The organism is Streptomyces dengpaensis, from assembly GCF_002946835.1.
Lineage (GTDB): Bacteria > Actinomycetota > Actinomycetes > Streptomycetales > Streptomycetaceae > Streptomyces > Streptomyces dengpaensis.
In genome coordinates this window covers 1,026,570-1,040,877 of sequence record NZ_CP026652.1, presented here as the reverse complement: position 1 = coordinate 1,040,877, position 14,308 = coordinate 1,026,570, and the positions used below count along the sequence as shown (strand labels likewise).

Sequence of the window (14,308 nt, the reverse complement as noted above, 5' to 3'; positions counted from 1 at the left end):
GTCAATAGCGGAGCGCGTCAATGGCAGAGCTTCGTCTCGTGCTGCGCGTGCCCGCTCGGCTCCAGCTGGAACGTGCAGTGACCGACGTCGAAGTGGACGCCGAGGCAGCCCTGGAGCTCGTGGAGCATCTTCTCGTGGCCGATCGCGCTCAGGACGTCGGAGCTCACGACCACATGCGCGGACAGCACCGGCATGCCGGACGTGATCGTCCAGGCATGCAGGTCGTGCACGTCCTCGACGCCCGGCAGCGCCAGTATGTGCGCCCGCACCTCCGCCATGTCGACGTCCTTGGGGGCGGCCTCCAGCAGCACGTCGAGCGTCTCCTGGAACAGCTTCCAGGTACGCGGGACGATCATGAGGCCGATCAGGATCGAGGCGATCGGGTCGGCGGTCTGCCAGCCCGTGGTCATGATCACCGTCGCGGCGATGATGACCGCCAGCGAGCCCAGCGCGTCCGCCGCCACCTCCAGGAAGGCGCCACGTACGTTCAGGCTGTCCTTCTGTCCGCGCATCAGCAGCGACAGCGAGATCATGTTCGCGACCAGACCGATCACGCCGAACACGACGGTCAGACCACCGTGGGTTTCGGCGGGCGTCACGAAGCGCTGGATCGCCTCGTACAGGACGTAGCCGCCGACGCCGAGCAGCAGCAGACAGTTGGCGAGCGCGGCGAGGATCTCGGCCCTCGCGTACCCGAAGGTGCGCTTCTCGCTCGGCGGGAGGCTCGAGAAGTGGATCGCGAGCAGTGCCATGCCCAGGCCCAGCGCGTCCGTCGCCATGTGCGCCGCGTCGGCGATGAGCGCGAGCGAATCGGCGACGACACCGCCGACGATCTCGACCACCATGACGGTGAGCGTGATCGACAGCGCGACGCGCAGCCGCCCGCGGTACGCCGCTGCCGCCGTACCGGTGGCGAGAGCGTCGTGCGTATGCCCGTGGTCGTGCCCTGCCCCCATGAAAGCCGCCTCCTGTTCTCTGCTCGGGATCACAGTGAACTATGGGCGGCGGGTTTCGGGCAACGCGGCACTGAACACCGTTGTCATATGCTTTGACCTGCGGAAACTGTCCAGAAGCGATCCGCAGGTCAGAGCGCCGGCAAGGTCAGTGGGCCTGGGGCCCGGCATGGTGCAGCTGCCAGCCTTGCCACGCCGACTCGACCATCTCGCGCACCCCGCGCCGCGCGCTCCAGCCCAGCTCCCGCGCGGCCAGCGCGGCCGAGGCGACCGCGCGCGGGGCATCACCGGGACGGCGCGGCTCGACGACCGGCTGCCGGGTGTCGCCGCTGACCTCGCCGATGAGCGTGATGAGTTCGCGGACCGATACGCCTTCGCCGCGGCCGATGTTCACGGTCAGATCGCCCGTCGCGCCGCCGGCCAGCCGCTTGGCCGCCGTCAGGTGCGCGTCGGCGAGGTCGGCGACGTGGATGTAGTCGCGGACACACGTGCCGTCCGGCGTCGGGTAGTCGTCGCCGAAGATCCGCGGGGCCTCGTCGCGGGTGAGGCGGTCGAAGACCATCGGGATGACGTTGAACACTCCGGTGTCGGCGAGCTCCGGAGCGGCCGCGCCCGCCACGTTGAAGTAGCGCAGGCACACGGTCGCGATGCCGTGCGCCCGGCCCGCCGCCCGCACCAGCCACTCGCCGGCGAGCTTCGTCTCGCCGTACGGGCTCATCGGGGCGCAGGGGGTGTCCTCCGTGATGAGGTCCACATCGGGGTTGCCGTAGACGGCCGCCGACGAGGAGAAGACGAACCGCTTGATGCCCGCCTCCGCGACCGCCTCCAGGAGTGTCGCGAGACCGCCCACGTTGTCCTGGTAATAGCGCGTCGGCCGGTCCACGGACTCGCCGACCTGCTTGCGGGCGGCGAGGTGGACGACGCCCGTCACCGCATGGTCCGCGAGGACCCGCTTGAGCAGGTCCGCGTCGAGTGACGAGCCCCGCACCAGCGGAATGCTCTCCGGAAGCCGGTTCGGTATCCCGGCGGACAGGTCGTCGAGGGCGACGACGCGCTCCCCGGCCTCCGCCATCGCCCGCGCCACATGTGCCCCGATGTATCCGGCTCCGCCTGTGATCAGCCATGTCATGGGCGCCCACCCTAAGCGACCCCCGCGGTCTCCTATGCCGGGAATGCCGCGGTCTGGGAGCACGGGTTTGGAGCGCGGGCCCCGGATCCCTGATGATGATCGCGGTGGAGGTCAAGCGAAACCAGGTGGATCGGGCCGTGAACGGGTGGTGAACGCCCGCTTCCATTCATCCGATAGCCTCTGCCGACATGCCGCCCGGCCACGCTCCAGCCGTCGGGCCATACCATCACGCACTTGCCCGGCGCGGACGCGTCGGCACCCAGGGAGTGAGTTCGCTGTCGACCGCCATCCTCACCGGCCAGCCGGTCCCCGGATCGTCGCTTGAGGGCGATCTGCGGTCGCTCGGCTTCGACGTGCGGCTCGCCTCGGACGCGGGCGAGGCCGAGACGCTCCTCGCCGCCGTCCCGGCGGACCAGCGGGTCGCTGTCGTCGACGCCCGCTTCGTGGGCCACCAGCACGCGCTGCGCCTCGGCCTCACGGACCCCCGGTTCGCCGCCTCCGCACTGCCCGGCGCGATATCCGTGCGGCCCGAGGCCCGCCGCGCGCTGACCCGGGCCGTGGCCCGCGAGAGCTCCGCCCCGGGCGGCCTCGCCGAGCGTCTCACCACGGCCCTCGACGCGGACGGCGTCACCGTCCACCGCCCCGAACTCGGCACGCTCGTCGCCGCCGTCCCCACCGACCCGCAGGAACGCAACGAGGCCCGCCAGGCCGTCTCGGCCGTGGACGACGAAGCCGTACGCCTGCGCAGCGCCGTCAAGGCCCGCGACGGCTTCTTCACCACGTACTGCATCAGCCCGTACTCGCGCTACATCGCCCGCTGGTGCGCCCGCCGCGGCCTGACCCCCAACCAGGTCACCACCGCCTCGCTGATCACCGCCCTGATCGCCGCGGGCTGCGCCGCCACCGGTACCCGCGCCGGCTTCGTCGCGGCGGGCTTCCTGCTCCTGTTCTCCTTCGTCCTGGACTGCACCGACGGGCAGCTCGCCCGTTACTCCCTGCAGTACTCGACGCTCGGCGCCTGGCTGGACGCGACCTTCGACCGCGCCAAGGAGTACGCCTACTACGCGGGCCTCGCCCTCGGAGCCGCCCGCGGCGGCGACGACGTATGGGCGCTCGCGCTCGGCGCGATGATCCTGCAGACCTGCAGGCACGTCGTCGACTTCTCCTTCAACGAGGCGAACCATGACGCCACCGGCAACACCAGCCCCACCGCCGCGCTCTCGGACAAGCTCGACAGCGTCGGCTGGACGGTCTGGGTGCGCCGGATGATCGTCCTGCCCATCGGCGAGCGATGGGCGATGATCGCCGTGCTCACCGCGCTGACCACACCGCGCATCACCTTCTACGCGCTCCTCATCGGCTGCGCCTTCGCCGCGACGTACACGACTGCGGGCCGCGTGCTGCGTTCCCTGACCCGCAAGGCCGAGAGGACGGTCCGCGCGGCGCGGGCGCTGGCGGACCTCACCGACTCGGGTCCCATCGCCGAGGCGGTGGCCGCGGGACCGGTCCGCAGGGCGAAGACCCGCACCTATGCCGCGCCCCTCTGGGCCGCACTCGGCACCGTGATCCTGCTGGTCGACGTGTCGTTCCGGTCGTTCGGAAACTGGCAGGTGATCGTCGGCGCCCTCGTCTACGCGGCCTGCGCGGGCCGCGCGGTCGCGCACTCCCTCAAGGGCCCCCTCGACTGGCTCGTGCCACCACTCTTCCGGGCAGCGGAATACCTCACCGTGCTGATACTCGCTGCTCGCTCGGAGGTGAACGGGGCCTTGCCTGCGGCTTTCGGCCTGGTGGCCGCCGTCGCCTACCATCACTACGACACGGTCTACCGCATCCGCGGGAGCGCCGGCGCGCCCCCGCACTGGCTGGTGCGGGCGATCGGCGGGCACGAAGGCAGGACGCTGCTGGTCACCGTCCTGGCCGCGCTGCTCACCGCCGCACAGTTCAAGGTCGCGCTCACGGTGCTCGCCGTGGCTGTGGCCGTGCTGGTGCTCGTCGAGAGCATCCGCTTCTGGGTGTCCTCCGGGGCCCCCGCCGTACACGATGAAGGAGAACCCGCATGATCGGCCTCGTGCTGGCGGCCGGCGCCGGACGGCGTCTGCGTCCCTACACCGACAGCCTCCCCAAGGCTCTCGTGCCGGTGGGGCCCGCGGGCATAGAGGACAGCATCACGGTCCTTGACCTGACGCTCGGCAACTTCGCCGAGATCGGTCTGACCGAGGTCGGGATCATCGTCGGCTACCGCAAGGAAGCCGTGTACGAGCGCCATGCGGCCCTTGAGGAGAAGTACGGCCTCAAGATCACCCTCATCGACAACGACAAGGCCGAGGAGTGGAACAACGCCTACTCCCTGTGGTGCGGGCGTGACGCCCTCAAGGAGGGTGTGATCCTCGCCAACGGCGACACCGTGCACCCGGTCTCCGTCGAGAAGACGCTGCTCGCCGCCCGCGGTGACGGCAAGAAAATCATCCTCGCCCTCGACACGGTGAAGAACCTCGCCGACGAGGAGATGAAGGTCGTCGTGGACCCCGACAAGGGCGTCCAGAAGATCACCAAGCTCATGGAGCCGTCCGAGGCGACGGGCGAGTACATCGGCGTCACCCTCATCGAGGGCGTGGCCGCCGCCGAGCTGGCCGACGCGCTGAAGACGGTGTGGGAGACCGACCCCCAGCAGTTCTACGAGCACGGCTACCAGGAGCTCGTCAACCGCGGTTTCAAGATCGATGTCGCGCCGATCGGCGAGGTCAAGTGGGTCGAGATCGACAACCACGACGACCTTGCCAAGGGACGTGAGATCGCGTGCCAGTACTGACGAGGCTCATCCCCTCGCCGGTCGTCGTCGACATCCGTCCGGGTGCCCTGGACGATCTGGCGAGCGTGCTCTCCGACCAGCGGATCTCGCACTCGGGCAAGCTCGCCGTCGCGGTGAGCAACGGCTCCGGCGCGAAGCTGCGCGAGCGGATCGCCCCGGCCCTGCCGGGCGCCACCTGGTACGAGGTCGGCGGCGGCACCCTGGACGACGCGATCCGGCTGGCCGGTGCCATGAAGGCCGGACACTACGACGCGGTCGTCGGCCTGGGCGGCGGCAAGATCATCGACTGTGCGAAGTTCGCCGCGGCGCGTGTCGGCCTCCCGCTGGTCGCCGTGCCCACGAACCTCGCCCACGACGGCCTGTGCTCGCCCGTCGCGACGCTCGACAACGACGCCGGCCGCGGCTCGTACGGTGTGCCGAACCCGATCGCGGTCGTCATCGACCTCGATGTGATCCGCGAGGCCCCCGTACGGTTCGTGCGCGCTGGCATCGGCGACGCCGTGTCCAACGTCTCCGCCATCGCGGACTGGGAACTCTCGAACCGCGTCAACGGCGAGAAGATCGACGGTCTCGCCGCCGCGATGGCCCGCCAGGCCGGTGAGGCCGTCCTGCGGCACCCAGGCGGCGTCGGGGACAACGACTTCCTCCAGGTCCTCGCCGAGGCGCTGGTCCTCACCGGCGTCGCGATGTCGATCTCGGGCGACTCACGCCCCGCCTCCGGTGCCTGCCACGAGATCAACCACGCCTTCGACCTCCTCTTCCCCAAGCGCGCGGCGAGCCACGGCGAGCAGTGCGGCATGGGGGCGGCCTTCGCGATGTATCTGCGGGGGGCGCACGAGGAGTCGGCGTACATGGCGGAGGTGCTGCACCGGCACGGGCTGCCGGTGCTGCCGGAGGAGATCGGCTTCACCGTCGACGAGTTCGTGCAGGTCGTCGAGTTCGCCCCGCAGACCCGGCCCGGCCGCTACACGATCCTCGAACATCTCGACCTGACCACCCACCAGATCAAGGACATCTACGTCGACTATGCCAAGGCCATCGGTAGCTGAACTCCGCCCCGTCGTTCACCCCGCAGGGGTGAAGGACCGGCGCAGCGGTGAGCACTGGGCGGGACGCCTGTACATGCGAGAGATCTCGCTGCGCTGCGACCGCTACCTGGTGAACACCAGGATCACGCCCAACCAGCTCACCTACCTGATGACCGTCTTCGGCGTCCTCGCGGCCCCGGCCCTGCTGGTGCCGGGGATCGCGGGTGCCGTGCTCGGCGTGGTGATGGTCCAGCTGTACCTGCTGCTCGACTGCGTCGACGGCGAGGTCGCGCGCTGGAAGAAGCAGTTCTCGCTCGGCGGGGTCTACCTGGACCGGGTCGGTGCCTATCTGACCGACGCCGCGGTGCTCGTCGGCTTCGGCCTGCGCGCCGCCGATCTGTGGGGTCCCGGGCGGATCGACTGGCTCTGGGCGTTCCTCGGCACCCTGGCCGCCCTCGGCGCGATCCTGATCAAGGCCGAGACCGATCTCGTCGGCGTCGCCCGCCACCAGAGCGGGCTGCCGCCGGTCAAGGAGGCGGCGTCCGAGCCGCGCTCCTCCGGCATAGCGCTCGCCCGCAAGGCCGCCGCGGCGCTGAAGGTCCACCGGCTGGTGCTCGGGATCGAGGCGTCGCTGCTGATCCTGGTCCTGGCGGTGCTGGACACCGTGCGCGGTGACCTGTTCTTCTCCCGGCTCGGCGTCGCGGTGCTGGCCGGCATCGCGCTCCTGCAGACCCTGCTGCACCTCGTGTCCATCCTCGCCTCGAGCAGGCTGAAGTGAGCGCCGCGATGAAGGTCGGCGCGGTCGTCATCACGATGGGCAACCGCCCCGACGAACTCCGGGCCCTGCTGGACTCCGTCGCCAAGCAGGACGGCGACCGCATCGAGGTGGTCGTGGTCGGCAACGGCTCGCCCGTCCCCGACGTCCCCGCGGGCGTCCGTACCGTCGAACTGCCCGAGAACCTCGGCATCCCCGGCGGCCGCAACATCGGCATCGAGGCCTTCGGCCCCGGCGGCACCGACGTCGACATCCTGCTCTTCCTGGACGACGACGGCCTTCTCGCGCACCACGACACGGCCGAGCTGTGCCGCGAGGCCTTCGCCGCCGACCCCGAGCTCGGCATCATCAGCTTCCGTATCGCCGACCCCGAGACCGGCGCGACCCAGCGCCGCCACGTCCCGCGGCTGCGCGCCGCCGACCCGATGCGCAACTCGCGCGTCACCACCTTCCTCGGCGGCGCCAACGCGGTCCGTACGAAGGTCCTGGCCGAGGTCGGCGGGCTCCCGGACGCATTCTTCTACGCCCACGAGGAAACCGACCTGGCATGGCGGGCCCTCGACGCGGGCTGGATGATCGACTACCGGTCCGACATGGTGCTGTACCACCCGACGACCGCGCCCTCGCGGCACGCGGTCTACCACCGCATGGTCGCCCGCAACCGCGTCTGGCTCGCTCGGCGAAACCTTCCCGCGCCGCTCGTTCCGCTCTACCTCGGCGTCTGGCTGCTCCTGACGCTGCTGCGCCGCCCCTCGCGCCCCGCCCTCAGGGCGTGGTTCGGCGGTTTCAGGGAGGGATGGACCAGTCCGTGCGGGCCCCGGCGTCCCATGAAGTGGCGTACGGTGTGGCGGCTGACCCGACTGGGCCGACCTCCTGTCATCTGACAAGCTCGTTTCTGAGAGCATTCGTGGCCGTAACCCGGTCTCTGGCTCATGCCTACGCCCGACCAGGCTGTGCGCATCTTGAAGACGAAAGTTTCCACTTGTGAGTGAGACAACGCATGACGGCGGAGTCGCGGTGAGCGACCGACCGTCGCCCGACGACGGGCTCTCCGCGGCCGAGCTGGCCGCCAAGTACGGGCTCGCGGTCAGCGGTGCCCGGCCCGGACTCGGCGGATACGTCCGGCAGCTGTGGGGACGGCGGCATTTCATCCTCGCCTTCTCGCAGGCGAAGCTCACCGCCCAGTACAGCCAGGCCAAGCTGGGCCAGCTGTGGCAGGTCGCCACACCGCTGCTGAACGCGTTCGTGTACTACCTGATCTTCGGCCTGATCCTGAAGGCCAACCGCGGGATGTCGCAGGAGGTGTACATCCCGTTCCTGGTCACGGGCGTCTTCGTCTTCACCTTCACGCAGAGCTCGATCATGGCCGGCGTCCGGGCGATCTCCGGCAACCTGGGCCTGGTGCGCGCGCTGCACTTCCCGCGCGCCTCGCTGCCCATCTCGTTCGCGCTCCAGCAGCTCCAGCAGCTGCTCTTCTCGATGATCGTGCTGTTCGTCGTGGCGGTCGCCTTCGGCAGCTACCCCGGCCTGTCCTGGCTGCTGATCATCCCGGTGCTCGCACTGCAGTTCCTCTTCAACACGGGCCTCGCGCTGATCGTGGCGCGCATGGGCGCCAAGACGCCGGACCTGGCCCAGCTGATGCCGTTCGTCCTGCGTACGTGGATGTACGCGTCCGGTGTCATGTTCTCCATCCCGGTCATGCTGCAGGACAGGCCTGAGTGGATCGCCGACATCCTTCAGTGGAACCCGGCCGCGGTCTACATGGACCTGATGCGCTTCGCCCTCATCGACGGCTACGGCTCCGAGAACCTGCCTCCGCACGTCTGGGCGGTCGCGGGCGGCTGGGCCGTCCTCGTCGCCATCGGCGGGTTCGTGTACTTCTGGAAGGCGGAAGAGAGGTACGGCCGTGGCTGAGAACGTGTCCCACATTCCCACCGTCATCGCGGACGAGCTGCACATCGTCTACCGCGTCAACGGCGCCAAGACCGGCAAGGGCAGTGCCACCGCCGCCCTCAGCCGCATCCTCAAGCGCGGCGAGGAGCGCGGCGTCCGCAAGGTGCACGCGGTGCGGGGCGTCTCCTTCGTCGCCTACCGCGGCGAGGCCATCGGTCTGATCGGCTCGAACGGCTCCGGCAAGTCCACCCTCCTGCGGGCCATCGCGGGTCTGCTCCCCGCCGAGAAGGGCAAGGTCTACACCGACGGCCAGCCCTCGCTGCTCGGCGTGAACGCGGCCCTGATGAACGACCTGACGGGCGAGCGGAACGTCATATTGGGCGGGCTCGCGATGGGCATGTCCCGCGAGCAGATCAAGGCGCGCTACCAGCACATCGTCGACTTCTCGGGCATCAACGAGAAGGGCGACTTCATCACCCTGCCGATGCGCACCTACTCGTCCGGTATGGCGGCCCGCCTGCGCTTTTCCATCGCGGCCGCCAAGGACCACGACGTCCTGATGATCGACGAGGCCCTCGCCACCGGCGACCGCTCCTTCCAGAAGCGCTCCGAGGCCCGCATCCGCGAGCTGCGCAAGGAGGCCGGCACGGTGTTCCTGGTCAGTCACAACAACAAGTCGATCCGCGACACCTGCGACCGCGTCCTGTGGCTGGAGCGCGGCGAGCTGCGCATGGACGGCCCGACCGAAGAGGTCCTCAAGGAGTACGAGAAGTTCACGGGCAAATAGCCCAGGTAGCCCAGGGCCCCGCCGGAACTCCTCGGCGGGGCCCTGCGTCTGCAAAGGAAACGTCAACTCCGGCTGGCCTTAGGAGTCTTGACGCCAATCGGTGTGTTGTTGTGATGTGCAGGACACCCCCACGGGGTGCGCCGCGTTGTACAACGTAAGCTGTACACGTGCCGAATCGCGGCAAGTAGGGCGATAATGCGCGACACCCGGCACCGGCGCGCTGCACGGACCTCCGGGCGGCGTGTCCGAAATGGGCACTATTGGGTCGGCAGTGTAGAACGGGAGATGTGACGGCAATGGCTACGCAAACTCTCCAGCTCCGCGATGCGTGTGCCGTCCCCGCGCCGGGTGGCGAGCGGTGACCGATGCCGGTTCGGCGCGTACCGGCGATCCGGAGCGCGACACGCTCGACAAAGCCGCGGCCGAGAACTTCCCTGTGGCGCCCTTCTTCCTGCCCAGGGCCTGGCGCGACGACCTGATGGCCGTGTACGGCTTCGCCCGCCTCGTCGACGACATCGGTGACGGCGACCTCGCCCCCGGCGGCGCGGACGCCTGCCTGCTCGGCGTGTCGCCCGAGGAGGCCGAGGACCGCCTCCTCCTGCTCGACGCCTTCGAAGCCGATCTTCACCGCGTGTTCGACTCGACCCCGCGCCACCCCCTGCTGCGCCGGCTCCAGCCCACCGTCCGCCGCGCGGGCCTCACCCCAGAGCCCTTCCTCGGGCTCATCGCCGCCAATCGCCAGGACCAGCTGGTGAGGCGGTACGAGACCTACGACGACCTCCTCGCGTACTGCGAGCTGTCCGCCAACCCCGTCGGCCGCCTGGTTCTCTCCGTCACCGGCACCTCCACACCCGAGCGCGTCCGCCGCTCCGACGCGGTGTGCACGGCTCTGCAGATCGTCGAGCACCTCCAGGACGTCGCCGAGGACCTCGGCCGCGACCGGATCTACCTGCCCGCCGTGGACATGAAGCGCTTTCACGTCCAGGAGGCGGATCTCGCCGCCGCCACGGCAGACGCATCGGTGCGCGCACTGATTGCCTACGAGGCGGAACGCGCCGTGCACCTCCTGAATGAAGGCACCCCCCTCGTGGGTAGCGTCCACGGCAGGCTGAAGCTGCTGCTCGCGGGGTTCGTTGCGGGGGGAAGGGCGGCGATCCGTGCGGTTGCCGCCGACGGATACGACGTACTTCCCGGCCCGCCCAAGCCCGGCAAGCTCCAGTTGCTGCGCGAGGTGGGAGTGATTCTGCGAGGAAAGGGGTGATCCGGACCGTGGAGTCTCTACCGCACACGTCCGCACCGGTACTCGCCGCTTACAGCTACTGCGAGGCAGTGACCGGTCAGCAGGCCCGCAATTTCGCGTACGGCATCAGACTTCTGCCCACGCCCAAGCGCCGCGCGATGTCGGCGCTCTACGCGTTCTCGCGGCGTGTCGACGACATCGGCGACGGCGCGCTCGCACCGGACGTCAAGGTGGCCCGCCTCGAGGACACCCGGGCCCTGCTCGCCCGCATCCGCGCCGGCTCCGTCGACGAGGACGACACCGACCCGGTCGCCGTCGCCCTCAGTCACGCCGCCGCGTACTTCCCGGTACCCCTCGGCGGCCTCGACGAACTCATCGACGGCGTCCTCATGGACGTACGCGGTGAGACCTACGAGACCTGGGACGACCTGAAGGTCTACTGCCGCTGCGTGGCCGGAGCGATCGGGCGGCTCTCGCTCGGCGTGTTCGGCACGGAACCGGGGGCGCGCGGCGCCGAGCGCGCGCCGGAGTACGCCGACACGCTCGGGCTCGCGCTCCAACTCACCAACATCCTGCGGGACGTACGCGAGGACGCCGCGGGCGGGCGTACCTATCTGCCCGCCGACGACCTCGCCAAGTTCGGCTGCTCGGCCGGGTTCGACGGGTCGACACCACCGCCCGGCTCCGACTTCGCGGGCCTCGTGCACTTCGAAGTGCGTCGGGCCCGCGCCCTTTTCGCCGAGGGCTACCGCCTGCTGCCCATGCTCGACCGGCGCAGCGGCGCCTGCGTCGCGGCCATGGCCGGCATCTACCGCCGCCTCCTCGACCGCATCGAGCGCGAGCCGGAGGCCGTGCTGCGCGGCCGGGTCTCGCTGCCCGGGCGCGAGAAGGCGTACGTCGCCGTGCGCGGCCTGTCCGGTCTCGACGCCCGGCATGTGTCCCGCCGTACCGTCAGGAGGCGTGCCTGATGGACAAAATGGGCCAAGGTGATTCCATCGGCGAAAAGTGGCGGGCAACCCTCCGCTGCCGGGTGGCGTCCCAGACTGCAACGGCCGGCCGCGCACCGCTCGATCATCACGGCGCGGCCGCGGGGGAGGGTGCACGATGAGCGACGTCACGCGTTCCGCGGGCAGCTCCGGCGGGGCAGCCGCGGTAGTGGTCGGCGGAGGACTCGCCGGGATCACCGCCGCGCTCGCGCTCGCCGACGCCGGTGTACGGGTCACCCTGCTCGAAGGGCGCCCGCGGCTCGGCGGTCTCGCGTTCTCCTTCCAGCGCGGCGACCTCACCGTCGACAACGGCCAGCATGTGTATCTGCGCTGCTGCACCGCCTACCGCTGGTTCCTCGACCGCATCGACGGAGCCGCGCTCGCGCCTCTGCAGGATCGTCTCGACGTGCCCGTTCTCGACGCCGAGGGCACACCAGGACGGCGCCTGGGCCGGCTCAGCCGCGCCGCGCTGCCCGTTCCGCTGCATCTGGCGCGCAGCCTCGCCACCTACCCGCACCTCTCGCTCGCCGAACGCGCCAAGGTCGGGCGTGCCGCACTGGCCCTCAAGAGCCTGGACCTCGCCGATCCGGCACTCGACGCGCAGAACTTCGGCAACTGGCTCGCCCGGCACGGTCAGTCGCAGCGTGCCGTCGAAGCACTGTGGGACCTTGTCGGGGTCGCCACCCTCAACGCGGTGGCCGGCGACGCCTCGCTCGGGCTCGCCGCGATGGTGTTCAAGACCGGTCTGCTGTCCGACCCGGGCGCGGCCGACATCGGCTGGGCTCGCGTCCCGCTGGGCGAACTGCACGACACCCTGGCCCGCAAGGCGCTCGACTCCGCGGGCGTCCGTACCGAGGTCCGTACACGCGTCACCTCCATCTCCCTTGACGAAAACGGGCGTTGGGGCGTTCAGGTTCCCGGCGAGAGCATCGAGGCCGACTCGGTCGTCCTCGCCGTACCCCAGCGCGAGGCCCACGAACTGCTGCCCGAGGGGGCGCTCGACGCCCCTGAACGGCTCCTGGAGATCGGCACCGCGCCGATCCTCAACGTCCATGTCGTCTACGACCGGAAGGTGCTGAGCAGGCCGTTCTTCGCGGCGCTCGGCTCCCCGGTGCAGTGGGTCTTCGACCGGACCGGGGCGTCCGGGCTCACCGAGGGCCAGTACCTCGCGCTGTCGCAGTCGGCCGCGCAGGAAGAGATCAACGATCCCGTTTCCGTCCTGCGCGAGCGCTATCTGCCGGAGCTGGAGCGACTGCTGCCGGCCACGCGCGGGGCGCACGTGAAGGACTTCTTCGTGACCCGGGAGCGCACGGCGACGTTCGCACCCACCCCGGGCGTCGGGCGGCTGCGGCCCGGCGCTCGCACCAATGCCCCCGGCCTGTACCTGGCCGGATCGTGGACCGCCACCGGGTGGCCCGCGACCATGGAGAGTGCGGTCCGCAGTGGCGTCGGCGCGGCGGGAGCCGCGCTCGGCGCCCTGGGCCGGCCCAGCGATCATCTCTTCGAGCTCTTCGAGGAGGCAGCGTGACGCTCGATCTGCACGGGACCGGTCCCCGCACCCCCGGTATCGCAACAAGAGGAGAGACTGTGCCCACTGTGCCCCCGGCCGAAACGGCTGCCGACGCGGTGGACGTGACCGCGCTCCTGGAGCGCGGCCGGACCCTGACCACACCGGTACTGAGGGCGGCCGTCGACCGCCTGGCAGCTCCCATGGACACCGTCGCCGCTTACCACTTCGGCTGGATCGACGCCGAGGGCAACCCCGCGGACGGCGACGGCGGCAAGGCCGTACGCCCCGCGCTCGCCGTCCTGTCCGCGCAGGCCGCCGGCGCCGCCCCCGAGGTGGGCGTGCCGGGCGCGGTCGCCGTGGAACTGGTCCACAACTTCTCGCTGCTGCACGACGACCTGATGGACGGCGACGAGCAGCGCCGCCACCGCGACACCGTCTGGAAGGTGCACGGCCCCGCCCAGGCGATCCTCGTCGGCGACGCCCTGTTCGCGCTGGGCAACGAGATCCTCCTGGAACTCGGCACCGTCGAGGCGGGCCGCGCCACCCGCCGCCTCACCTCCGCCACCCGCGCCCTGATCGACGGTCAGGCCCAGGACATCTCCTACGAGCACCGCGACCGCGTCACGGTCGAGGAGTGCCTGGAGATGGAGGGCAACAAGACGGGCGCCCTGCTCGCCTGCGCCAGCTCCATCGGCGCGGTGCTCGGCGGCGCCGACGACTTCACCGCCGACGCGCTGGAGAAGTACGGCTACCACCTGGGCCTCGCCTTCCAGGCCGTCGACGACCTCCTCGGCATCTGGGGCGACCCGGAGGCCACCGGCAAGCAGACCTGGAGCGATCTGCGCCAGCGCAAGAAGTCCCTGCCGGTCGTGGCCGCGCTCGCCGCGGGCGGGCCCGCCTCCGAGCGCCTCGGCCAACTGCTCGCCGAGGACGCCAAGGCCAGCGACTTCGCGAACTTCTCCGAGGAGGAGTTCGCCGCGCGCGCCGCGCTCATCGAGGAGGCGGGCGGCCGCGAGTGGACCGCCCAGGAGGCGCGCCGCCAGCACACCATCGCCGTCGAGGCCCTGGACGCGGTCCAGATGCCCGGCCACGTGCGGGCCCGGTTCGTGGCGCTCGCGGACTTCGTCGTCGTACGGAAGAGATGATCACTATCGGTCGCATAAGCCTCGCGTAGTCGCCGGCCGGTGCCGCGGGCATC

14 protein-coding genes are annotated in these 14,308 nt (G+C 70.4%); 12 read left to right on the top strand and 2 right to left on the bottom strand.

Annotated features, from left to right (window positions below; translation table 11 throughout):
• Positions 1-17 precede the first annotated feature (17 nt).
• Positions 18-956 carry a cation diffusion facilitator family transporter gene (locus tag C4B68_RS04875; protein ID WP_099502416.1) on the bottom strand — a complete coding sequence of 313 codons (939 nt, stop codon included), beginning with the start codon at positions 954-956 and terminating at the stop codon, positions 18-20.
• A gap of 145 nt (positions 957-1,101) precedes the next feature.
• Complete coding sequence (galE, locus tag C4B68_RS04870; RefSeq protein WP_099502417.1) at positions 1,102-2,082, bottom strand: UDP-glucose 4-epimerase GalE; 981 nt, start codon at positions 2,080-2,082, stop codon at positions 1,102-1,104.
• A 275-nt stretch (positions 2,083-2,357) separates the two neighbouring features.
• Here galE and C4B68_RS04865 point away from each other — a divergent pair, with 275 nt between their 5' ends.
• The 12 genes from C4B68_RS04865 (at position 2,358) to C4B68_RS04815 (ending at position 14,255) form a co-directional block, all read left to right on the top strand.
• Entirely contained in the window at positions 2,358-4,142 is a 1,785-nt protein-coding gene (locus C4B68_RS04865) for a DUF5941 domain-containing protein (protein WP_099502511.1), read from the top strand.
• Complete coding sequence (locus C4B68_RS04860) at positions 4,139-4,891, top strand: phosphocholine cytidylyltransferase family protein (protein ID WP_099502418.1); 753 nt, start codon at positions 4,139-4,141, stop codon at positions 4,889-4,891. Before C4B68_RS04865 ends, C4B68_RS04860 begins: the two co-directional genes overlap by 4 nt.
• A complete protein-coding gene (locus C4B68_RS04855) occupies positions 4,879-5,940 on the top strand; it encodes an iron-containing alcohol dehydrogenase family protein (RefSeq protein WP_099502419.1) in 1,062 nt (353 codons plus the stop codon). Before C4B68_RS04860 ends, C4B68_RS04855 begins: the two co-directional genes overlap by 13 nt.
• On the top strand, positions 5,918-6,697 hold the full coding sequence (locus C4B68_RS04850) for a CDP-alcohol phosphatidyltransferase family protein (protein WP_099502510.1): 780 nt from the start codon (positions 5,918-5,920) through the stop codon (positions 6,695-6,697). Before C4B68_RS04855 ends, C4B68_RS04850 begins: the two co-directional genes overlap by 23 nt.
• Complete coding sequence (locus tag C4B68_RS04845) at positions 6,694-7,578, top strand: glycosyltransferase family 2 protein (RefSeq protein ID WP_099502420.1); 885 nt, start codon at positions 6,694-6,696, stop codon at positions 7,576-7,578. The genes C4B68_RS04850 and C4B68_RS04845 overlap by 4 nt, the downstream gene beginning before the upstream one ends.
• 100 nt (positions 7,579-7,678) lie before the next feature.
• Positions 7,679-8,608 carry an ABC transporter permease gene (locus tag C4B68_RS04840; RefSeq protein ID WP_099502421.1) on the top strand — a complete coding sequence of 310 codons (930 nt, stop codon included), beginning with the start codon at positions 7,679-7,681 and terminating at the stop codon, positions 8,606-8,608.
• The gene (locus C4B68_RS04835) at positions 8,601-9,374 is read left to right on the top strand and encodes an ABC transporter ATP-binding protein (protein WP_099502422.1); all 774 of its coding nucleotides are present in this window, start codon (positions 8,601-8,603) and stop codon (positions 9,372-9,374) included. Before C4B68_RS04840 ends, C4B68_RS04835 begins: the two co-directional genes overlap by 8 nt.
• A gap of 358 nt (positions 9,375-9,732) precedes the next feature.
• A complete protein-coding gene (gene hpnC, locus C4B68_RS04830) occupies positions 9,733-10,635 on the top strand; it encodes a squalene synthase HpnC (protein WP_099502423.1) in 903 nt (300 codons plus the stop codon).
• Positions 10,632-11,582 (top strand): presqualene diphosphate synthase HpnD, encoded by a 951-nt coding sequence (gene hpnD, locus C4B68_RS04825; protein ID WP_167459009.1) that lies wholly within the window; start codon positions 10,632-10,634, stop codon positions 11,580-11,582. Before hpnC ends, hpnD begins: the two co-directional genes overlap by 4 nt.
• Positions 11,582-11,722 carry a DUF6380 family protein gene (locus tag C4B68_RS44615; RefSeq protein WP_420824022.1) on the top strand — a complete coding sequence of 47 codons (141 nt, stop codon included), beginning with the start codon at positions 11,582-11,584 and terminating at the stop codon, positions 11,720-11,722. The genes hpnD and C4B68_RS44615 overlap by 1 nt, the downstream gene beginning before the upstream one ends.
• On the top strand, positions 11,719-13,128 hold the full coding sequence (hpnE, locus tag C4B68_RS04820) for a hydroxysqualene dehydroxylase HpnE (RefSeq protein ID WP_099502424.1): 1,410 nt from the start codon (positions 11,719-11,721) through the stop codon (positions 13,126-13,128). The genes C4B68_RS44615 and hpnE overlap by 4 nt, the downstream gene beginning before the upstream one ends.
• Entirely contained in the window at positions 13,125-14,255 is a 1,131-nt protein-coding gene (locus C4B68_RS04815; protein ID WP_099502425.1) for a polyprenyl synthetase family protein, read from the top strand. The genes hpnE and C4B68_RS04815 overlap by 4 nt, the downstream gene beginning before the upstream one ends.
• The last annotated feature ends 53 nt before the right edge of the window (positions 14,256-14,308 follow it).

What these genes read in the sequence shown, in the direction of transcription:
- C4B68_RS04850 (WP_099502510.1), top strand. Translation starts at nt 5,918, where the DNA reads ATGCCAAGGCCATCGGTAGCTGAACTCCGCCCCGTCGTTCACCCCGCA.
- hpnE (WP_099502424.1), top strand. Translation starts at nt 11,719, where the DNA reads ATGAGCGACGTCACGCGTTCCGCGGGCAGCTCCGGCGGGGCAGCCGCG.
- C4B68_RS44615 (WP_420824022.1), top strand. Translation starts at nt 11,582, where the DNA reads ATGGACAAAATGGGCCAAGGTGATTCCATCGGCGAAAAGTGGCGGGCA.
- C4B68_RS04875 (WP_099502416.1), bottom strand. Translation starts at nt 956, where the DNA reads ATGGGGGCAGGGCACGACCACGGGCATACGCACGACGCTCTCGCCACC.
- galE (WP_099502417.1), bottom strand. Translation starts at nt 2,082, where the DNA reads ATGACATGGCTGATCACAGGCGGAGCCGGATACATCGGGGCACATGTG.
- C4B68_RS04860 (WP_099502418.1), top strand. Translation starts at nt 4,139, where the DNA reads ATGATCGGCCTCGTGCTGGCGGCCGGCGCCGGACGGCGTCTGCGTCCC.